Annotated in this window: 18 protein-coding genes; 10 read left to right on the top strand and 8 right to left on the bottom strand. The window is 68.3% G+C overall.

Going from position 1 to position 17,295, the window contains the following annotated elements:
• Window positions 1–137: 137 nt before the first annotated feature.
• Both ABZX37_RS43400 and ABZX37_RS43405 read left to right on the top strand, forming a co-directional pair.
• Window positions 138–1,163, top strand: coding sequence for a phenylalanine--tRNA ligase subunit alpha (locus ABZX37_RS43400; protein ID WP_354749920.1), 1,026 nt, complete (start codon window positions 138–140; stop codon window positions 1,161–1,163).
• Window positions 1,164–1,175: 12 nt separating this feature from the next.
• Complete coding sequence (locus ABZX37_RS43405; RefSeq protein ID WP_354749922.1) at window positions 1,176–2,960, top strand: hypothetical protein; 1,785 nt, start codon at window positions 1,176–1,178, stop codon at window positions 2,958–2,960.
• 3 nt (window positions 2,961–2,963) lie between these two features.
• On the opposite strand, the gene ABZX37_RS43410 is transcribed toward ABZX37_RS43405, so the two are convergent.
• Both ABZX37_RS43410 and ABZX37_RS43415 read right to left on the bottom strand, forming a co-directional pair.
• Entirely contained in the window at window positions 2,964–3,386 is a 423-nt protein-coding gene (locus ABZX37_RS43410) for a PPOX class F420-dependent oxidoreductase (RefSeq protein ID WP_354749924.1), read from the bottom strand.
• A gap of 19 nt (window positions 3,387–3,405) precedes the next feature.
• Entirely contained in the window at window positions 3,406–3,708 is a 303-nt protein-coding gene (locus ABZX37_RS43415) for a hypothetical protein (RefSeq protein WP_354749926.1), read from the bottom strand.
• Window positions 3,709–4,027: 319 nt separating this feature from the next.
• Between ABZX37_RS43415 and ABZX37_RS43420 the strand changes: the two genes are divergently transcribed.
• The gene (locus tag ABZX37_RS43420) at window positions 4,028–4,960 is read left to right on the top strand and encodes a LysR family transcriptional regulator (RefSeq protein ID WP_354749928.1); all 933 of its coding nucleotides are present in this window, start codon (window positions 4,028–4,030) and stop codon (window positions 4,958–4,960) included.
• 186 nt (window positions 4,961–5,146) lie between these two features.
• Here the strand turns inward: ABZX37_RS43420 and ABZX37_RS43425 are convergent, their stop codons facing one another.
• Window positions 5,147–5,572: an Ohr family peroxiredoxin gene (locus ABZX37_RS43425; protein WP_354749930.1), complete on the bottom strand. Its 426-nt coding sequence runs from the start codon at window positions 5,570–5,572 to the stop codon at window positions 5,147–5,149.
• A gap of 298 nt (window positions 5,573–5,870) precedes the next feature.
• On the opposite strand from ABZX37_RS43425, the gene ABZX37_RS43430 reads away from it, so the two are divergent.
• Window positions 5,871–6,440: an ABATE domain-containing protein gene (locus ABZX37_RS43430; RefSeq protein WP_354749932.1), complete on the top strand. Its 570-nt coding sequence runs from the start codon at window positions 5,871–5,873 to the stop codon at window positions 6,438–6,440.
• Between the two features lie 4 nt (window positions 6,441–6,444).
• Here ABZX37_RS43430 and ABZX37_RS43435 read toward each other — a convergent pair whose 3' ends face one another.
• Window positions 6,445–7,275, bottom strand: a complete 831-nt coding sequence (locus ABZX37_RS43435; protein WP_354749934.1) for a helix-turn-helix transcriptional regulator — start codon at window positions 7,273–7,275, stop codon at window positions 6,445–6,447.
• 118 nt (window positions 7,276–7,393) lie between these two features.
• Between ABZX37_RS43435 and ABZX37_RS43440 the strand changes: the two genes are divergently transcribed.
• The 3 genes from ABZX37_RS43440 to ABZX37_RS43450 all read left to right on the top strand — a co-directional run bounded on the left by ABZX37_RS43440 (window position 7,394) and on the right by ABZX37_RS43450 (window position 10,862).
• Window positions 7,394–8,458 carry an aldo/keto reductase gene (locus ABZX37_RS43440; protein ID WP_354749936.1) on the top strand — a complete coding sequence of 355 codons (1,065 nt, stop codon included), beginning with the start codon at window positions 7,394–7,396 and terminating at the stop codon, window positions 8,456–8,458.
• A 524-nt stretch (window positions 8,459–8,982) separates the two neighbouring features.
• Entirely contained in the window at window positions 8,983–9,501 is a 519-nt protein-coding gene (locus ABZX37_RS43445) for a lytic polysaccharide monooxygenase auxiliary activity family 9 protein (protein ID WP_354749938.1), read from the top strand.
• Window positions 9,502–9,689: 188 nt separating this feature from the next.
• Window positions 9,690–10,862: a glycoside hydrolase family 64 protein gene (locus ABZX37_RS43450; protein ID WP_354749954.1), complete on the top strand. Its 1,173-nt coding sequence runs from the start codon at window positions 9,690–9,692 to the stop codon at window positions 10,860–10,862.
• Between the two features lie 40 nt (window positions 10,863–10,902).
• Here ABZX37_RS43450 and ABZX37_RS43455 read toward each other — a convergent pair whose 3' ends face one another.
• Together ABZX37_RS43455 and ABZX37_RS43460 are read right to left on the bottom strand one after the other, a co-directional pair.
• Window positions 10,903–12,030, bottom strand: coding sequence for an enolase C-terminal domain-like protein (locus tag ABZX37_RS43455; RefSeq protein ID WP_354749940.1), 1,128 nt, complete (start codon window positions 12,028–12,030; stop codon window positions 10,903–10,905).
• A complete protein-coding gene (locus ABZX37_RS43460) occupies window positions 12,027–12,662 on the bottom strand; it encodes a TetR/AcrR family transcriptional regulator (RefSeq protein WP_354749942.1) in 636 nt (211 codons plus the stop codon). The genes ABZX37_RS43455 and ABZX37_RS43460 overlap by 4 nt, the downstream gene beginning before the upstream one ends.
• A gap of 79 nt (window positions 12,663–12,741) precedes the next feature.
• Between ABZX37_RS43460 and ABZX37_RS43465 the strand changes: the two genes are divergently transcribed.
• On the top strand, window positions 12,742–13,635 hold the full coding sequence (locus ABZX37_RS43465; protein ID WP_354749944.1) for an NAD(P)H-binding protein: 894 nt from the start codon (window positions 12,742–12,744) through the stop codon (window positions 13,633–13,635).
• Window positions 13,636–13,637: 2 nt separating this feature from the next.
• On the opposite strand, the gene ABZX37_RS43470 is transcribed toward ABZX37_RS43465, so the two are convergent.
• A complete protein-coding gene (locus tag ABZX37_RS43470; RefSeq protein WP_354749946.1) occupies window positions 13,638–14,375 on the bottom strand; it encodes a TetR/AcrR family transcriptional regulator C-terminal domain-containing protein in 738 nt (245 codons plus the stop codon).
• A gap of 83 nt (window positions 14,376–14,458) precedes the next feature.
• Here ABZX37_RS43470 and ABZX37_RS43475 point away from each other — a divergent pair, with 83 nt between their 5' ends.
• On the top strand, window positions 14,459–15,304 hold the full coding sequence (locus ABZX37_RS43475; RefSeq protein ID WP_354749948.1) for an alpha/beta hydrolase: 846 nt from the start codon (window positions 14,459–14,461) through the stop codon (window positions 15,302–15,304).
• Between the two features lie 52 nt (window positions 15,305–15,356).
• Here ABZX37_RS43475 and ABZX37_RS43480 read toward each other — a convergent pair whose 3' ends face one another.
• Window positions 15,357–16,100 (bottom strand): TetR family transcriptional regulator, encoded by a 744-nt coding sequence (locus ABZX37_RS43480; RefSeq protein ID WP_354749950.1) that lies wholly within the window; start codon window positions 16,098–16,100, stop codon window positions 15,357–15,359.
• An 87-nt stretch (window positions 16,101–16,187) separates the two neighbouring features.
• Between ABZX37_RS43480 and ABZX37_RS43485 the strand changes: the two genes are divergently transcribed.
• A complete protein-coding gene (locus ABZX37_RS43485) occupies window positions 16,188–16,643 on the top strand; it encodes a hypothetical protein (protein ID WP_354749952.1) in 456 nt (151 codons plus the stop codon).
• The last annotated feature ends 652 nt before the right edge of the window (window positions 16,644–17,295 follow it).

Below are 17,295 nucleotides of genomic sequence, written 5' to 3' on the forward strand. Positions count from 1 at the left end.
AGCGATTTCTTCGCCCCCGGGGAGTGCCCGGGGGCTGCGCGTGCGCGCCGGGTTCCGCCCGCTGACGTCCGCGTCTCCCCTCACTGCCCGGGGGTGAAGTCCAGAACTTCACGCTCCGAAGTGAGGAACCCCTTCCCGTGGACACCCTTGACCCAGCCTCGGCGCTGCACCGGATCACCGAGCTGACCGAGGCCGCGCTAGCCGATCTCGCCCAGGCCAGCACTCCGGCAGCAGTCGCCGCTCTGCGCCGTTCCGCGCTCGGCAAATCCAGCCCGCTCGCCGCCGTACGCCGCGAACTCGGCCGCTACGACCCGGCCTCCCGCAAACAACTCGGACTCGCGCTTTCCGCGGCCCATCAACGCATTACCTCCGCACTCGATGAGCGGCGAACCGTCGAACCAGCACTGGAGCACCCGCTCGACCCCACCGTCCCCGGCCTCCCCCCGCTGACCGCCGGACTGCATCCGGTCACCCAGCTGAGATACGACCTCGACGACGCCTTCCGCGCACTCAACTTCGAGATCGTCGAAGGCCCGGAAATCAGTTCCGTCGAAGTGGAATTCGACCGGCTGAACTTCCCGCCCGACCACCCGGCGCGCGAAAGCATGGACACCTACTGGCTGGCCGACGGCCGCTGCCTGCGCCCGCACCTGACCGGCGCGAGCGTCCGGTACCTGAGCACGCACGAACCGCCGATCCGGATCGCTTACCCAGGCCGGGTTTACCGCAACGAAAGCACCGACGCCCGGCACGAACGGGCGTTCTTCCAGTACGAGGTGCTGGTGGTGGACGAGGCCGTCCCGCTCGCCACCGCTCGGTTCCTCGTCGACGCCATTCTCGGCACGGTGTTCGGCGAGCCGGTGCGGACGCGGATGCGAGCCGGATACTTCCCTTTCGTAGAGCCAGGTTTCGAGATCGACATGGCCTGCCGCGTGTGCACCGGACGCGGCTGCCGCACCTGCGGACGGACCGGCTGGCTCGAACTCATGCCCGGCGGCAGCCCGCACCCGCACGTCCTGCGTGCCGCCGGACTCGACCCGGCGCGATGGTCCGGCTGCTACCTGAACGTCGGCCTGGACCGGCTGGCGATGATGCGGTACGGCATCGACGACGTCCGGCTGATGCACAGCGCCGACCTCCGCTTCCTCTCCCAATTCTCGTGAAAGGCCCCCGTCGTGAAGATCTCCCGGGACTGGCTGACCGACTACGTGCCGCTGCCCGACTGTTCGCCGGACCAGCTCGCACACGATGTGACCTTGAAGACGGTCGAAGTCGAGGGTTACGACCTCGTCGACGGCGACGTCGTGTTCGAGATCGACAACAAATCGCTCACCAACCGCCCCGACCTGTGGGGACACTACGGAATCGCGCGGGAACTATCCGTCCTCTATGGACTACCGCTGGCTCCGCTCCCCCGCGTCGCCCGGCCGCCGAGCACCACCGGAATCGTCAGCTCGGTCGATCCTGCCTGGCACCGGCGGATTCTGGCGGTCCAGTGCACAGGAGACAGTTCCGTGCCGGCTCCGCCGTTGATCCGCGACCGGCTCCGGCGAATCGGCGCACCGAGCCAGAACCTGTGCGCCGACCTGAGTGCCTACGTGATGTACTCCGTCGGCCAGCCCAGCGACGTCCGCAGTTCCGGCGACTCGATCGTGCTGGAAATCCCGACGCTGGTCCCGAGCCGAGCCCGCCGCAGTGCCCGGACCGAAGCTTCGGTGCGGCAAGAGAAAGGCCTGGACACGCAGCGCGTCGACCAGGCCGCCGACCTGTTCCTCCATCTCCTGACCGAAACCGACCCGTCAGCCGTGGCGCTCGGCGAGGAAGACGTCGTCCTCGCCGCCACCCGACGTGCCGAAATCGAGGCAAGCCTGGCCGAGATCGAACGCCGGATCGGCATCCGGCTGCCCCCGGACGAAATCCTCCGCGTCCTCCGCGCCCTCGGCTGCACCGCCGAGATCACCGGGGACCAGCTGCGGGTCGTCGCCCCGTCGTGGCGCTCCACCGGCGACCTCTCGCTGCCCGTGGACATCGTCGAGGAGCTGGCCCGCATCCACGGCTACGACGCACTACCCGCGCGACGACCAGTCGTGGAGCTAACCCCGCGCTCCCGGCTCCCGTTGAGCCGCCAAGTCCGGGAGGTCCTGGCCGCGCGCGGCGGTGCGACGGAAGTGCTGACGTACCCATGGTCCGCCGACCACCTGCTCACCGCATGCGGTCTCAATGCCGAGTTGACGATCGACCACCCGCCGGCCCCGGACCGCGCCCGGCTGCGCCCGTCGCTGATCCCGAACCTCCTCGAAGCCGCAGCCGCCAATCTGCGCTATCACGACGAGTTCAGCATCTTCGAAGTCGGCACCGTCTTCCCCGCGACGGAGCGGACCTCCGCCGGAATCCTGCTCGCCGGACCGGACGGAGTCGACTTGTTCCGCCGAGCCAAGGGTTTAGTCGAGCTGATCCGCCGACACTGCCATCTCACCGCACTGGATCTGTCCGGCGCACCCGACCTGACCTGGACAGACCCGTCAGCACGACTGGCAATCCACCCGGGCGGCGCGCTGGCGCTGGTCCGGCCGTCCGTGCTCCGGACGGCGGGGATCGACCGGGGCGCGGTCGCGTGCGTCGAACTGGACCTCGACGCGCTGCGCACGCACCCGTCGCGAGAGAACCGCTACACGCCGGTCGGCGATCTGCCGGAGTCGGACTTCGACCTGTCCGTCCTCGCCGCCGACACCGTGCCGTGGTCGCTGGTCGCCGACACCGCGGCCCAGGCCCACGACCTGGTGCAGCGGGTGGCCTACGTCGGCGAGTACCGAGGTTCCCGGATTCCGGCGGACCACCGGTCGCTCACCCTGCGGGTCACCCTCCGCCCGCGATCCGCGACGCTGACCGCGGGCGAAATCGCCGCCGCCCGCTCCACAGTGCTGGCCGCACTCGATCGGGCGGGGGCACGGCCGCGGTGAGACTCAGCCGAGACCAGATCGAGCGATGACGTTCGCGATGCTGATCCGAACCGCAGTAAATCCACTGTGGACGAACGAGTCCGCAAGGTCCGCTGCGGACTGATCGGGGTAGTACCGTTCAGCGATCCCCACCGCGACGCGCTTGATCTGGTCCGGATCGGCGGAGATCCGCGTTTGTCCTTCGATGGCAACAAAACTGTAGGGCTGCCGCTCGTCGCCGACACAGACCGAGACACGCCCGTCCCGCGCGAGGCTTTTGCCTTTGACGCTCCCCGGCGACAAGGCGAAAGCGAGTTCGTCGCCGTCGAGGACGAAGCAGACCGGAGTGACGTGGGGCCGTCCGTCGGCGCGGGTGAGGGCGAGGTGGGCAAGCCTGGTTCCCTCAGCGAGGAAGGCGCGCCATTCGGTGTCGGTCATGGTGGTCATCGGAGTGTTCCCTTCTCGGTTAACTCATCGTGCTGTCGCTCACGAAGACGTCCAGCGACGGCCTACTGGGCAAGGGAGAGCAGAATCCCGGCGGCGAAAGCCACGGCGGCGCGAGGACGGCGAACGTCGCGCCGAACTGGACCGCCAACCCGATCTGCCCGAGACTGAGAATGAGGACCGCAATGGCATAACCGGCAATGCTCTGCGTCATGGTGATCATCAGACGATCGGCAAGCAACACCGGCAGCAACGCGCGCCTCCGGCGACTCCCGATGGAACGCGTCTCCGGTACCGCGGCCACGATCAACGCCGCGGCCAGCATCGCGACGGAGTTCAACCAGAGGAGCAGACCGTACCCGCGGCGTCGCCCCGGCGGATCCCAAGGCGGCCAACGCGGCACCCGCCGCCGTCGGGGTCATCCGGTGTTCCTGCGTCAGGTACAGCACCAGCATCGGCTGCACGAACAAGCCGCCCCTCGCGACGAGATGGCACGCGCCGAGCGCCCACGCGAGGGACGGCAGCCTAGTTCTCTCGGCGGTAATCGCGGTGACTGTCATAGCTTCGACGCTAAGAGCGCCAAGAGATTAAGAAAAGCGATTGTTTACGATCATATCCATCGTGGTTCGCGATACATTGAGACCATGGCCGACCTGGACCTGCGCCAGCTGACGACGATGCTCGCGATCGCCGAGGAGGGAACGTTCTCGGCTGCGGCGAACCGGCTGGGCTACACGCAGTCGAGCGTGAGCCAGCACATCGCGGCCCTGGAACGCGCTGTCGGCGGCGCGGTGTTCGACCGTCCGGGAGGTCCGCGTCCGGTGCGGATCACTCCCCTGGGCGCCGTCGTCCTCGAACACGGCCGGGAAGTATTGGCGAAAGCCGACACACTGGGTCGGGCGGTCGACCGGTTCAAGGCCGGTGAGGGCAGGATCGACGTCGGCACCCTGCAAAGCGTCTCCCACGCGATCCTGCCGACCGTGCTGCGCCTGCTCCGGGAAGAGCGTCCCAGCTGCGAAATCCGGCTCTCGGAACCGGACGAGCCTCGGCTCGGCGAACTCGACCTGCTGTTCCACGACGGGCTCATCAGCGAGGACACGGAACACGTCCTGCTGATGGAAGACCCGTACCTGGTGGTCGCGCCGCCCGGGGCCTTGCCGTCCGGCCCGGTGTCCGCACGAAAGCTGGACGGCAAGGCGATGGTGGCCTGGCCCGCGACCTGCGACCAGCCCAGATTGGAACAGTCCCTGGCCGACGCCGGCGCCCGGCCGCGCATCGTGTTCCGGTCCGCGGGCAGCGAAACGATGGTGTCGATGGTGCGTGCCGGAATGGGACTCGCCGTGCTGCCGTGGCTGGCGATCCACCAGGTCGTCTGCCGCGACTGCGGCGCGATCCACGGACCGGAGGGATGGCCGGATCTGCGGGTGCACGAACTCGATCCCGCTCCGGCGCGCGCGATCTACCTGCACTGGCCGCCCGGCCGGGGCGACCAGTCTCCGCTCGCGGCGCGGGCGGTCGAGGTGGCGGCGGAAGTGGCGCGCGAGCTGGCCCAGCAGGCCCCGGCAGCCCGGGCCTGACCTGCTCCCCCATCAGACGGCCTCGAGAGCACCGCCGAATCGCTCGCCGAACCCGCGACCGCAGCGGCCCGCCGAAATCGCGCGCGAGCTGCCCCAGCGAGTCGGGACCGGCCGCGCCCCACCGGGTCCGGTCCCGGAATCACCAGGTCGAGGGCACCACTCCGCGCCCCCGGCCATTCGGCCTGATCAGGCCACCGTCGCGTCCACCGTGACCTCGATGCTCCCGCCGAGGGCCTTCGAGTACGGGCACGTCTGGTGCGCAGCCGCGGCCAGCGCGTCGGCGGTCTCCTGATCCACCCCCGTCAACTCCAGGTGCAAAGCCGCGCTGAGCCAGAAGTTCGCCTCGTCGTGATGCAGCGTCACATCCGCGACGACCGCCAGGTCCGCCAGCTTCACCTTCCGCTGCGCGGCGGCAATCCGCACCGCGCCCATGAAACACGACGACCAGCCAGCCGCGAGCAACTGCTCCGGGTTCGTCGCGCCGCCGTTGCCTCCCAACTCCTTCGGGATCGCGAATTTCAGGTCGAGCGCGCCGTCGGACGAAACCGCGCGTCCGCCGTTGCGGCCTTCGCCGGTGGTGGTGACGGCGGCGGTGTAAGTGGTTTCAGACATGACTTTCCTTTCCAAGGGTTTTCAGAAGGGGTTTTCAGAAGCCGCTGAGGACGGTGCCGGTGAGCGCCGCCAGCGCGCCGAGAATTTCGCGGAACGCCTGGGTGATCGGGTCCATCGGACGTGGCCTTTCGGTAGGCGACCGGGGCGCTGTCCTCCGGTCTCGGCGACGGGAGAACCTTCGCACGCACATTCGTCACCGGTCAAGACGGTTACGCATTTCTGTGACCCGCTACTCATAACCTCCTAGACTGGTTATACTTCCTTGCGTCCTGATTCGTCACCTGTCAGACTGGTGCGCATGGAGCACGCCTTCCCCTGCGGGAACCCGGCACTGGACTTCGTCGGCACGCTGCGGGCCCGCCGCAACGACGAGCCGGCCGAGATGCTCGGGTCGCCGTGCAGCCTGGACGCCTGGTTCCGCGAGTCGGGGGTCACCGGCGCCGACCCGGCGAGCACCGCCGCGGACCTGGCCGGGGCGATCGCCGTCCGGGAGGCGATCTACGCGCTGGTCGCCGCCCGGCTCGTCGGCCACGAGTACGACCCGGAGGCGTTGACGCTGGTCAACGAGGCGGCCGCACAGCCGGACGCGGTCCCGCAACTGAGCCGGAACGGACGGCAGGTCCGGGCGACGGCACCGCAGGCGTTGTCGACCGTGGCCCGGGCCGCGGTGACGATCCTGGGCGGGCCGGACGCGGATCTGCTGAAGGAATGCGGGCGGCCGGAGTGCACGCAGGTTTACCTGGACCATTCGCGCGGGTCACGGCGGGAATGGTGCGCGATGGCTACCTGCGGAAACAAAATGAAGGCGGCGGCTTATCGAGCACGGCAACGGGGAAATCCCCCGCTGACCCCGTCTCGGCAATCCTGAAAGTTCAGCCGGCGAACAATTGGCGCAGCACAGAACGGCTGTCGTCGTCCGCCGCCCGGTAGATCAGCACGCGCTGGTCCGGATTCTCCAGCGGGGCAAGCACTTCGAACCGCACCGTGAGCTCTCCGGCTTCGGGATGCCGCAGCACTTTGAGCCCCCGGCCGTTGATCGCGACGTCCCGCTCCGCCCACCACCGGGCGAATTCCTCGTCCTGGGCAAGGAACTCCGCGATCAGGTCGCTCAACTCCGCGTCGTCCGGATGCGTCGCCCAGGCCGCCCGCAGGTGCGCGATTCCTTGCCGTACCACGGTTTCCCGGTCGGTGTAGAACTTTCGCAGTTCCGGATGACGCAGGCACAGCCACATCGCGTTGCGCTGCGACGGCGGCAGTGTCTCGAAATCCACCAGCAGGCGCGTCATTTCGCGATTCCAGGCGAGGATGTCGTAGCGATGGTTCAGCAGCATCGCCGGGAGCGGGGAAAGATCGGCGATCAGCTGCGCCAGCGGTTCCGCCGCGACGGCAGCGGGTTTGTCCGCTGAACGCGGCTGCTGCTGAGCCAAACCGTAGAGGTAAGCGCGCTCGCCGGGGCTCAGCCGCAACGCTCCGGCCAGCGCCTCCACGACCTCCGCCGACGGACGCAGCCCGCGCGCCTGTTCCAGCCGCACGATGTAGTCGATGCTCACGCCGGCCAGTTCGGCGACCTCTTCGCGGCGCAAGCCGGGCGTCCGCCGGGCCTGACGGCGCGCGGGAAGGCCGAACTCGGCCGGGTCGAGGCATTCGCGGCGGGTCCGCAGGAACGCGGCCAGCTCTTGGGTTCGGTCCACAACGCGAGTCATCGCCGCCGACTCTACCCGAGGGTAGGACCCGCCATCCCAGGCAAATCCTTCCCTTACCCCGGGCCCGCGACGAGAACAGGCTGGTCAGCGGCACTGGAGCACAAGCACAGGAGGACCCATGCCGCTCACTCTCGACACCTACCGGCTGCTGGGCCGGTCCGGGCTGCGGGTCTCGCCGCTGGCGCTCGGCACGGCGACCTTCGGCACCGAATGGGGCTGGGGCGTGGCCGAGGAGGGCGCGCGCCGGCTGTTCGACCAGTACGTCGAACGCGGCGGCAACTTCATCGACACCGCGCCGACCTACACCGACGGCACCGCCGAGCGCATGCTCGGCACGTTCACCCGCGGCAACCGCGAAAACCTTGTCCTGGCGACGAAGTACACCACCCTGCGCCGCCCCGGCGACCCGAACTCGGGCGGACCGCACCGCAAAAACCTGTTCGCGTCGGTGGAGGCCAGCCTGCGGCGGCTGAACACGGACTACCTGGACCTGCTCTACCTGCACGTCTGGGATTTCACGACGCCGGTCGAGGAGATCCTGCGCGGCATGGACGACCTCGTCCGCCAGGGCAAGATCCACTACGTCGCGATGTCCAGCGTGCCCGCCTGGCAGGTCTCGCGCATGCAAACGGTCGCCGACCTGCGCGGATGGGCGCCCCTGGTCGCGCTGCAGGTCGAGTACAGCCTCGTCGAGCGCACCGGCGAGCGCGACCTGCTCCCGATGGCCCGCGAGATGGGGCTCGGCGTAGTGCCGTTCTCCCCCTTGGGCGGCGGCGTTCTGACCGGCAAGTACACCCGCGCCGACCTGACCGCCGCCGACCCGGTCCCGGGCGAGAGCACGCGCAAGAGCTTCAATCTCGCCGTCGGCGCGGTCACCGAACGCAATCTGGGGATCGCCGACGTCCTGGTCGGCGTCGCCGGGGAGATCGGCTGCACCCCCGCCCAGGCCGGGCTCGCCTGGACGCTGCGGAACCCCGCCGTGACCGCGCCGATCATCGGGGCCCGCACCCCTGAGCAGCTGGAAGACAACCTGGCCGCGCTGACCGTGGAGTTCACCGAGCCGCAGCTGGCCCGGCTCGCCGAAGCCAGTGCGATCCAGCTCGGCATCCCGCACGACCAGCTCGCCAGCGACCACCTCCGCACGGCGACCCGCGGCGACCTGACGATCGAAGACCGGCGCTGACCGGCGGCAGCCCTATTGCCGGCTGCGCGAAATGCCGCGGCCGAGAATACGAAACCGCCCCCAGCCCAAGCGAACACCCAACCACCCAGTTCAGCATTGCCGGTCGAATGTGTTCAACCCTCCGGAAGTCGGTGATTCCGAAGACCGGGCAGAATCGCTGCACCGGACCACCCCGATCCGCGGTCTTCCGTGCGCCCGCGCAGTTTCCCGCTGTCCATTATAGACAGCGGGAAACACGCTGGGTGTCCGCGATCCGCGCTCGCGCCACCCGTCCGGCGCAATCTCCGGAAAACCGTTCGGCAAGCACCACAAGAGACAGTGGTCTTGCTTGACAACGTTGACGGATAACGGCCGCTCCGCCTTTCTTTGCCAGCTGTTGACCTTTCCCGCGCCCCGGGCGTATGGTCTAGACCAAGAAGCCCACCCCCTTCGCTCGAACCTCCCGCGGGCCGGCTCCCGGAAAGCCGGTGCGTCGCTTTGTCGTACCCGCACAAGGAAACGAGCATTCCCCGAAGGAGATGTCCATGAAAGCGAACCGGAAACTCGTCGCCGCCGCGGTCGGCACGGCGATCGCCCCGGTGCTCGTGCTGATCAGCCCGGCAGGCATCGCCAGCGCGCACGGGTACGTCAACGCGCCGGCGAGCCGGCAGGCCCAGTGCGCGCAAGGAGTCGTTTCCTGCGGCCAGATCAAGTACGAACCGCAGAGCGTCGAAGGACCGAAGGGCCTGCACAGCTGCAGCGGCGGCAACGCCCAGTTCGCCGAGCTGAACGACAACAACAAGGGCTGGAAGGCGTCGCCGGTCGGCTCCTCGGTGGCCTTCACCTGGAAGTTCACCGCCCGGCACCGCACGTCCACCTACGAGTACTGGATCGGCAACGACAAGATCGCCACGGTGGACGGCGGCGGCCAGCAGCCCCCGGCGACGGTCACCCACAACGTGAACCTCAAGGGGCACACCGGAAGGCAGACGGTGCTCGCCGTCTGGAACATCGCGGACACCGCGAACGCCTTCTACGCCTGCATCGATCTGCAGGTCAGCTGACCCGGACGGTCCACAACAGACACTGAGGCGCGGGCCGTGGCGGCGGCCCGTGCCTCAGTGCGCGTCCGCGGCTTTTTCCGGGAATGACAAAACCGGCCAGTTTCCCCCGCATTCGTTGACCCCGTCTCCCGGCCGTGGCTAGCGTGCCGGTCACCGGAAAAGGGCACGACTCCAGGAGGCGGTTTTCCTTGATTTCCCGGCGGGCATTCCTCGGCGCATCCGCGGCAGCCGCGACATTTCCCCTTTGGAATGCCGCGTTCGCCTCCGCGACCACCCCCGACACCGCGAAGGTCGCGTTCAACGACCAATCCGGCGCCAGCCAGGCGTACGCGTACATCACCGGCACGACACTGGACAACCGGCTCGTCATCCTGAAGGCCGACGGCACGCCTTATTACCCGCCGTCCCCGGGCAGCGACCACACCCCGCTCGGCGAGGACTGCGCGATCCCGCTGAAGTCGCTTTCCCAGGTCACCGTCCCGAAAATGTACGCGGCGCGGATCTATGTCGTCCTCGACGGCAAACTGGACTTCTTCGTCAACCAGGGCCCGGCGCTCGTGCATCCGAGCTTCCTCGCCGCCGACGACCCGAATTACGGCCGGAACTGGTCGTTCTGCGAATTCACCTTCAACAACGACGTGCTGTTCGCCAACATCAGCTACGTCGACTTCGTCGCGATCCCGATCGGCCTGCACCTCACCACGACCGGCTCCGGCGACCAGACCGTGCCCGGGCTGCCGGCCCGCTCGCTCGACCCGATCTGCGACGCGCTCAACGCCCAGGGCGGCAAATGGGGCACGCTCATCGAGACCGGCGGCGACGGAAAGCCGTTGCGCGCCCTGTCCGCGCATTACCGCGCCGACCAATTCGGCGGATACCTCGACGGCTACATCGACGAGGTGTGGAAGAAATACGCCAGCGAGACGCTCACCGTCGACACCCAGGTGCCCGGGCTCGGCGCGTTCACCGGCCAGGTCGGCTCCGACGGCGTGCTCGCCTTCAACAACGGCGAACGATTCGACAAACCCGCCACGCCGGACGTGTGGAGCTGCGACAGCGGCCCGTTCGCCATCAAACAAGGCGACAGCGACGCCCGAAAAGCGATCATTCCCCGGCTAGCAGCGGCGTTGAACCGCACCACCTTGCGCGACAACCCGAAACAGCCGACCGGCGAGGATCCGGCGAAGTTCTATCAGAACCCGGAAACCAACCACTACGCACGGATCGTGCACAGCAAACTCCCGGACAACCGAGGCTATGCGTTCCCGTACGACGATGTCTCCCCCGGCCCCGATTTCAGCGGCGCAGTCCAAGCGGGCGACCCGGACACGCTCACCATCACGGTAAACGCCCTGCGCTGAGCCGAAGACGCGCCGCGGTCCATTGAGGACCGCGGCGTCGTCATCCGGTGAGATCGCCTTCCCGCTCGTTCTTCGCCGCGTAGAAGGCCAGCTTCTCCTCGTCGACTTCCACCCCGAGCCCCGGCCCGGTCGGCACCTGCAGCCAGCCGCCGGAAAGCTGCAGCGGTGCCACAATGTCGTCGGCATGCAGGTAGTACATGCTGTCGATCGCCCTCGACAGCACCGGCGTGCTGGCCACCACCGCCAGATGCGCGGCGGTGGCGATACCGAGTTCGCCGCCGCTGTGCAGATTCATCCCCAGCCCGAACGTCTCGCAATGCGCGGCAAGCGCCTTCGTCGCCGCGATACCGCCCCATTTGTAGACGTCACCGTGGATCACGTCGACCGCACCGAGCCGCACCGCCGGCGCGAACTCCTCGAACCGGACCACGCACATGTTGGTGCACAACGGAATCCGCACCTTCGCACGCACCTGGCTCATTCCCTCGATCCCCGCGCACGGGTCTTCGAGATACTCGAGATCCAGCTCTTCCAGCGCAATCCCGGCGCGAATCGAATCGGGAACTGACCACGCGGCATTAGGATCGACCCGCAGCTCGACGTCCGGCAGTGCGCTCCGCAGCGCCCGCATGATCCGGACATCGCCGCGAACGTCCCGGGTGCCTTTCAGTTTCACCGCCGAGAATCCGCCCTCGGCAACCACTCTCGCCGCGTGTTCGGCCAAACCTTGCGCGAGTTCCTCGCCTTCCGCACCGGGCGCGTCCGCACGCGTGATCAACGCGGTGATCGGCACCTCGGTCCGCACCGCCCCGCCGAGCAGATCGGTCACGGACTGCCCAGTGACGCGTCCGATCAAGTCCCAGCACGCGACGTCCAGCCCGGCCAGCGCCGCATAACCCAGGTAGCCGTGGAAAAACGGCACCATGTGCTGCCGCCGATGGAACGCTTCGAGCGCGAACGGGCTTGTCCCGATCAGTTCCGCGCCCAGTTTACGCGTCAGCTCCGCGACCGGACGCCCCCACATCGTCTCGCCCCAGCCCTCGGCGCCGGTGTCCGTGCGCAGCCGCACCACCGTCCGGGTTTCGCCGGTCTTGGTCTCGAACGAACTGGTGAACGGATTCGTCAGCGGCAGATTCACGACCCAGACGGCAACGTCGGTGATCTTCATGCCCGCGACCCCAGCGCCGCCGACACGACGCGGCGAATCGGTTCCAGTTCGACGTTTTCCACCGCCGCCTCCGCCCCGGGCATTTCCTCGATCGCGGGCTCAGCCTTCAACAACACCCGAAACACCCGCGGCAATACCGTCCGACCGACCAGATCCTCCGCGAGCGCCGCTGCCTCCGGAGTGTCCATTTTGTACTGTGCAGCAAGATAATCGGCGAGCCGCGCGTACATCACCGCGAACATCGCCTCGTAATACGCATTCGCGCTGTCCGGCAACCGCTCGGCGGCCGAGATGCAGAGCCGACACGTCCGCGCCTGCGGCTCCCAGGTCAGCAGCTGCTGGAACCGGCCGCAGAACAGCGCGACCGCCTCGGCCGGGTCGTCCGCGTAGACGTCCGGCGTCATGAGCTTGCCGAGGTAGAGCTCGCGGACCAGGTCGAGCACCGCGAGGAACAGCTTGTCCTTGCTCTCGAAGTGCGCGTACAGCGACCGCTTCGACGTCCCCGCGCTGGCCGCGACCGCGTCCATCGACGCGCGCTCGAACCCGGTCTCGAGGAACACGTTCTTCGCCGCCAGCAGGATGTGCCTGCGCAACTCCGCACCCCGCAGCTGCGAACCGCCTTCACGCGCCATCTTGCCTCCGCCAAAAGTAAACGGTACGGTGGAGTTTACTTACTCCTCCACCTCTCCGACAGTCTCCTGGAGTGCCCGCATGATCGTCGTCACCGCCCCCACCGGCAACATCGGCAGCCGCGTTCTCGCCGAGATCGCCGACGGTTCGCGCCCCGTCCGCGCGATCGTCCGCGACCCGGCGAAACTGCCCGCTGACCTGCGGGAACGCATCGAAGTCCACCAGGGTTCGCACAGCGATCCCGAGGTACTCGCCCGGGCCTTCGACGGCGCGGACACCGTGTTCTGGCTCGTCCCGCCCGACCGGCGAGCCGCCAGCGCCGACGAGGCCTACTCCGGCTTCGCCCGCCCTGCCGTCGAGGCGATCCGCGCCCACGGCGTCCGCCGGGTCGTGTCGGTCAGCGCGCTCGGGCGCGGCACTGCCTTCGCCGAACGGGCCGGGCACGTCACCGCCACCCTGGCGATGGACGACCTCATCGCCGGCACCGGCGTCGCCTTCCGCGCGCTGGCGAATCCGACCTTTATGGACAATCTGCTGCGCCAAACCGCGGTGATCAAGGAACAAGGCACGTTCTACGACATCCTGCCGCCGGACTACGCCGCACCGACCGCCTGCACTCGCGACATCGCCTCGGTCGCGTCCCGGCTGCTGATCGATCCTTTGTGGACTGGCCGCGAAGAAGTCCCGATCCTCGGCCCGGAAGACCTGTCGCTGAACCAGGAAGCCGAAATCATGAGCGAGGTGCTGGGGATTTCGGTTAAGTACCAGCAGGTTCCGGTCCCGGCGCTGGGCGAGCAGGTCCGCGCGAGCGGTCTCTCCGAAGCGATGGCACAGTCCATGATGGACATGATGACCGCGAAGCTGAACCACCTGGACGAGGGCGTCGTCCGCACCCCGCAGCACGCCGTCGAGGCCCCGACGACTTTCCGCCAGTGGTGCGAAGAAGTCCTCAAGCCCGCGGTAGACAAGGCCTGATCTTATCGGCCGCTGTGCGCCAGTCCGGTCAAGATGTGGTCCAGACCGCGGCGGAACGCTCGCTCATAGCGATCGTCGGCGTGCGGCGCTTCCGCTTCGACCATGATCCGGCTCAGGTGCGGGTAATTCCCGCTGCCGATGATCGATTCGCCGTATTGCGCCTGCACCGCCAGCCACTTCGGCATGTCCACTCCGGACCGGCGCGCCGTTTCCTGTTCGGCCAGTTCGTCGAGGACGTGGCCGCGGACAAAAGTCAGCACTGTGCCGACCTGGGCCAAGACCTCGTCCGCGGCCAGGTCCAGCACGTCCACCGTCGCGTACGCCGCGTCCAGCCACGCCAGGCTGTTCGGCCCCAGCGCCGGACGGGCGGCGGGCAACGCGGCCAGCCACGGATGCCGCACCACCAAGGCGCGATACTCGCAAGCGACCACCCTCAGGTCCGCCTGCCAGTCACCGGTCGGCGCTGGCGGCTCGTGCTCCCCGAAGGCGGCGTCGACCATCAAGTCGAACAGCTCGTCCTTCGTGGCGATGTAGCGGTACAACGTGGTCGTGCCGCTGCCCAGGTCGCGGGCGACCCGGCGCAGGGACACCGCTTCGAGGCCCTCCGCGTCCGCGACCTGGATGGCCGCGGCCGCGAGGTCGGCCCGGCTGTAGGCCGGACGCGGTCCCCGCGCGCCGCGTTCCGGCCGCAGCCAGATCGGCGGGCGCGCCTCGGCCGCGGGCGCTGCGTCGTCAACCATGGACCGCATTATTGCGAACGCTGTACGCGGTTAGTTAGAGTGGTCTTTATGCGAACACTGTGCCCGGGTAATCGGGAAGACCGGTGACCGGGTACCGCACCGGGTCGGTCGCCTCCGCCGACGGAACGGTCATCGGATACCGTCAGCTGGGCAGCGGTCCGGCGGTACTGCTCGTGCACGGAGGCATGCAGGCGGCGCAGCACCTGATGAAGCTCGCGACCGCGCTGTCGACCGAATTCACCGTCTGCGTGCCCGACCGCCGCGGCCGAGGACTCAGCGGACCGCACGGCACCGGCTACGGGATCGCGCGGGAAACAGAAGACCTGCACGCGCTAGTCGAGAAGACCGGCGCGGCACAGGTTTTCGGCCTGAGTTCAGGAGCACTCATCACGCTGCGAAGCGCCCTCTCCATCCCCAAGATCAGCGCGGTCGCCCTGTATGAACCACCGCTGTCCGTCAACGGCTCCGTGCCGTTGGCGTGGCTCCCGCGTTTCGAACGCGAGGTCGCCCGCGGGCAGCTCGCTTCAGCCCTGGCAACAGCCTCAAAGGGATTGGCGGTCGAGCCGACGCTCGACCGGATCCCGCGCTTCGCGCTCGTGCCCTTCATGGCGATCGGCGCACGCCTGCACCACAGCGGAGCTGATGCAAACGTGCAGATTCTCGCACTCGTCCCGACTCAGCTCTTCGACATGCGACTGGTCGAGGAATCGGCCGACACCGCACCGGATTACGCGAACCTCAGCCCGCGAGTTCTGTTGCTGGGCGGTGCCAAAAGCCCCGCATACCTCCGGACCGCACTGGACGAACTGTCCGCCGCCATCCCGCACGCACAACGAATCACATTCTCCGGCCTCGGACATTCCGGCCCGGACGACGACGGCGACCCCGACCGGGTCGCCGAAGCCCTGCGCGCCTTCTTCACCACCTGAGCAACACCGTCAATGGCACTCAGTGCACTTCACTAGCCGCCCGGCAAGCAGGTCACCGAGGCTCGGCCTCGCGCAACGCGGCGCCGATCCTGGTCACCACCTCGTGCAACGGCGTCGCAGTGCTGAGCACCGCCACCACCGTTCCCGGCTCCGGCTCGGCCTCGCCTGAGGACTTCCCGCCGGACGTCCGGAACGCATCCGCGACCAGCGTGAACGCCTCCGTCGCCGCGGCCGCGATGTCGTCGCGCCCGCCGCTGCGCAGCCAGCGCCGCAAGACGTGGTTGTTAGCCGCCGCGATCGCCGCCGCGGCCACCGCGGCCCGGAGCGTCGCCGCCTCGTCGCCAGCCGCGGCGAACCGGTCCTGGAGGTAACGGGCGAGGACACGCTGGTAGCGGTCAACCGTCGCGACTTCCTTGTCCCGCAACGACGGCACCGTGCGCGTGAGACTGAACCGCTTGAGCGAGACGTCCAGTTCCGCCGCGTAAGACTCCAGCACGAGCGACACCGCGGCGGTCGCCACCTCGATCGGATCGCGCCCCGGGTCGGCGGTCTCGAAGACCTGCTCCATCTCGGCGACGATCTCGTCGTGATTGGCGAAGAGGACGTCGTCCTTGCTGTCGAAGTACCGGAAAAACGTCCGCCGCCCGACGCCCGCCGCCGCAGCGATGTCGTCGATGGTCGTCGCCTCGTACCCGTTGGCCGCGAAGAGATCCACTGCTGCCGTAGCAAGCGCGCGCCGCAACTGCCGCCGCCCGGCCGGCGTGGCCCCGACCCGGGTGCGCGGCGTCTCCGTCATCCCCGAACGGTAGCAGCCCAGGTTGCTAGTGGCACTGAGTGCCGTTAGCATGGGTCGCGCACCCCATGCGAGCGGAAGGCGTCGACGATGACACTCGACCAGCAACTGCGGCCCGACCACCACACCGGCCCAGACCCGGCAGACGCCTATTACGGCGGGGTGTTCGGCTGGTCGGTCCGCCGTCAGGGCGCGCGCCTGTTCCTGGCCCTGGAAAACGGCCTGTGCGCAGTCACCCTGCCGAAACTCACGTCGGGCCCCGTGCTCACCCACCTGGCCGCCCTGGGCTGCGACAGCCCGTCCCTGATCCTCCCCACCCAACACGGCCCGCGCCTGGCAATCCTGGCCGAAACCGACGGCGAACTCCTCCTGCGAGGCACCCTGCCCGCAGACGTCACCGTCCTGGACAGCGGCGCGCTCCTCCCCCTGCCGATCGGACAGCAAACCCCCGGCATGGGCCCCGAGTGGCTCACTGCCCCCGACCCGAGGCACCGCTGGCTGCCGAGCGTGAGCGCGGTACTGGCCGGAGTGCGCCAGCGCCCCTGATTCCCTTGCCCGCCTGGGCTGCACACGCCTTTCACGCTCACCGCACCACTTCGGCGACGCCTTCCACGGACACCGGTTCCCGCGAGGTGCCTTTCCCACGAGTGGCCCCTTCACGGACTCTGGAACCTAAGCGCCGCAAGGATCGCCGCACAGACCACACCTGCGCGCGGGTTCTTCTCCTTTCGCGCATAGCCAGCGTTCCGTGAGGGGAACCCTCACGGACTCTGAGTCCCTCAGGGTTCCCCTCACGACCCGCCGAAGTCCCTCAGGGGAACCTTCACGGACTTCGGCGCTTGGCCGCTGTTCCGTGAGGGACGCCTTCAGGGACGCGGATTCCCTCAAGGACCCCTTCACGGACCACCCACCACTTGCCGCGCTGCACCCAACGCCACATTCGGTGCCGCCCACGCACCCAATGCGGCATTCGGTGCATCCCACGCACCCAACGCCACATTGGGGCGCAAGCCCCCACCACCCACCCACCCAACCGGCACCCGCGAACCCAACCCACCAGACTCAAAGCCCCACACCACCCGCTCAACCGCAGCAGACGCACCCACCGAACCAAGCACCCACCCCACCCCCGCACCCCGATACGAAGCCAAAAACGCGGCGCGGGGGTGCTTGTCAAGGCATCTTTCCCGCCTTGACA

It is taken from the genome of Amycolatopsis sp. NPDC004079 (assembly GCF_040610415.1).
Classification (GTDB): Bacteria; Actinomycetota; Actinomycetes; order Mycobacteriales; family Pseudonocardiaceae; genus Amycolatopsis; species Amycolatopsis halotolerans.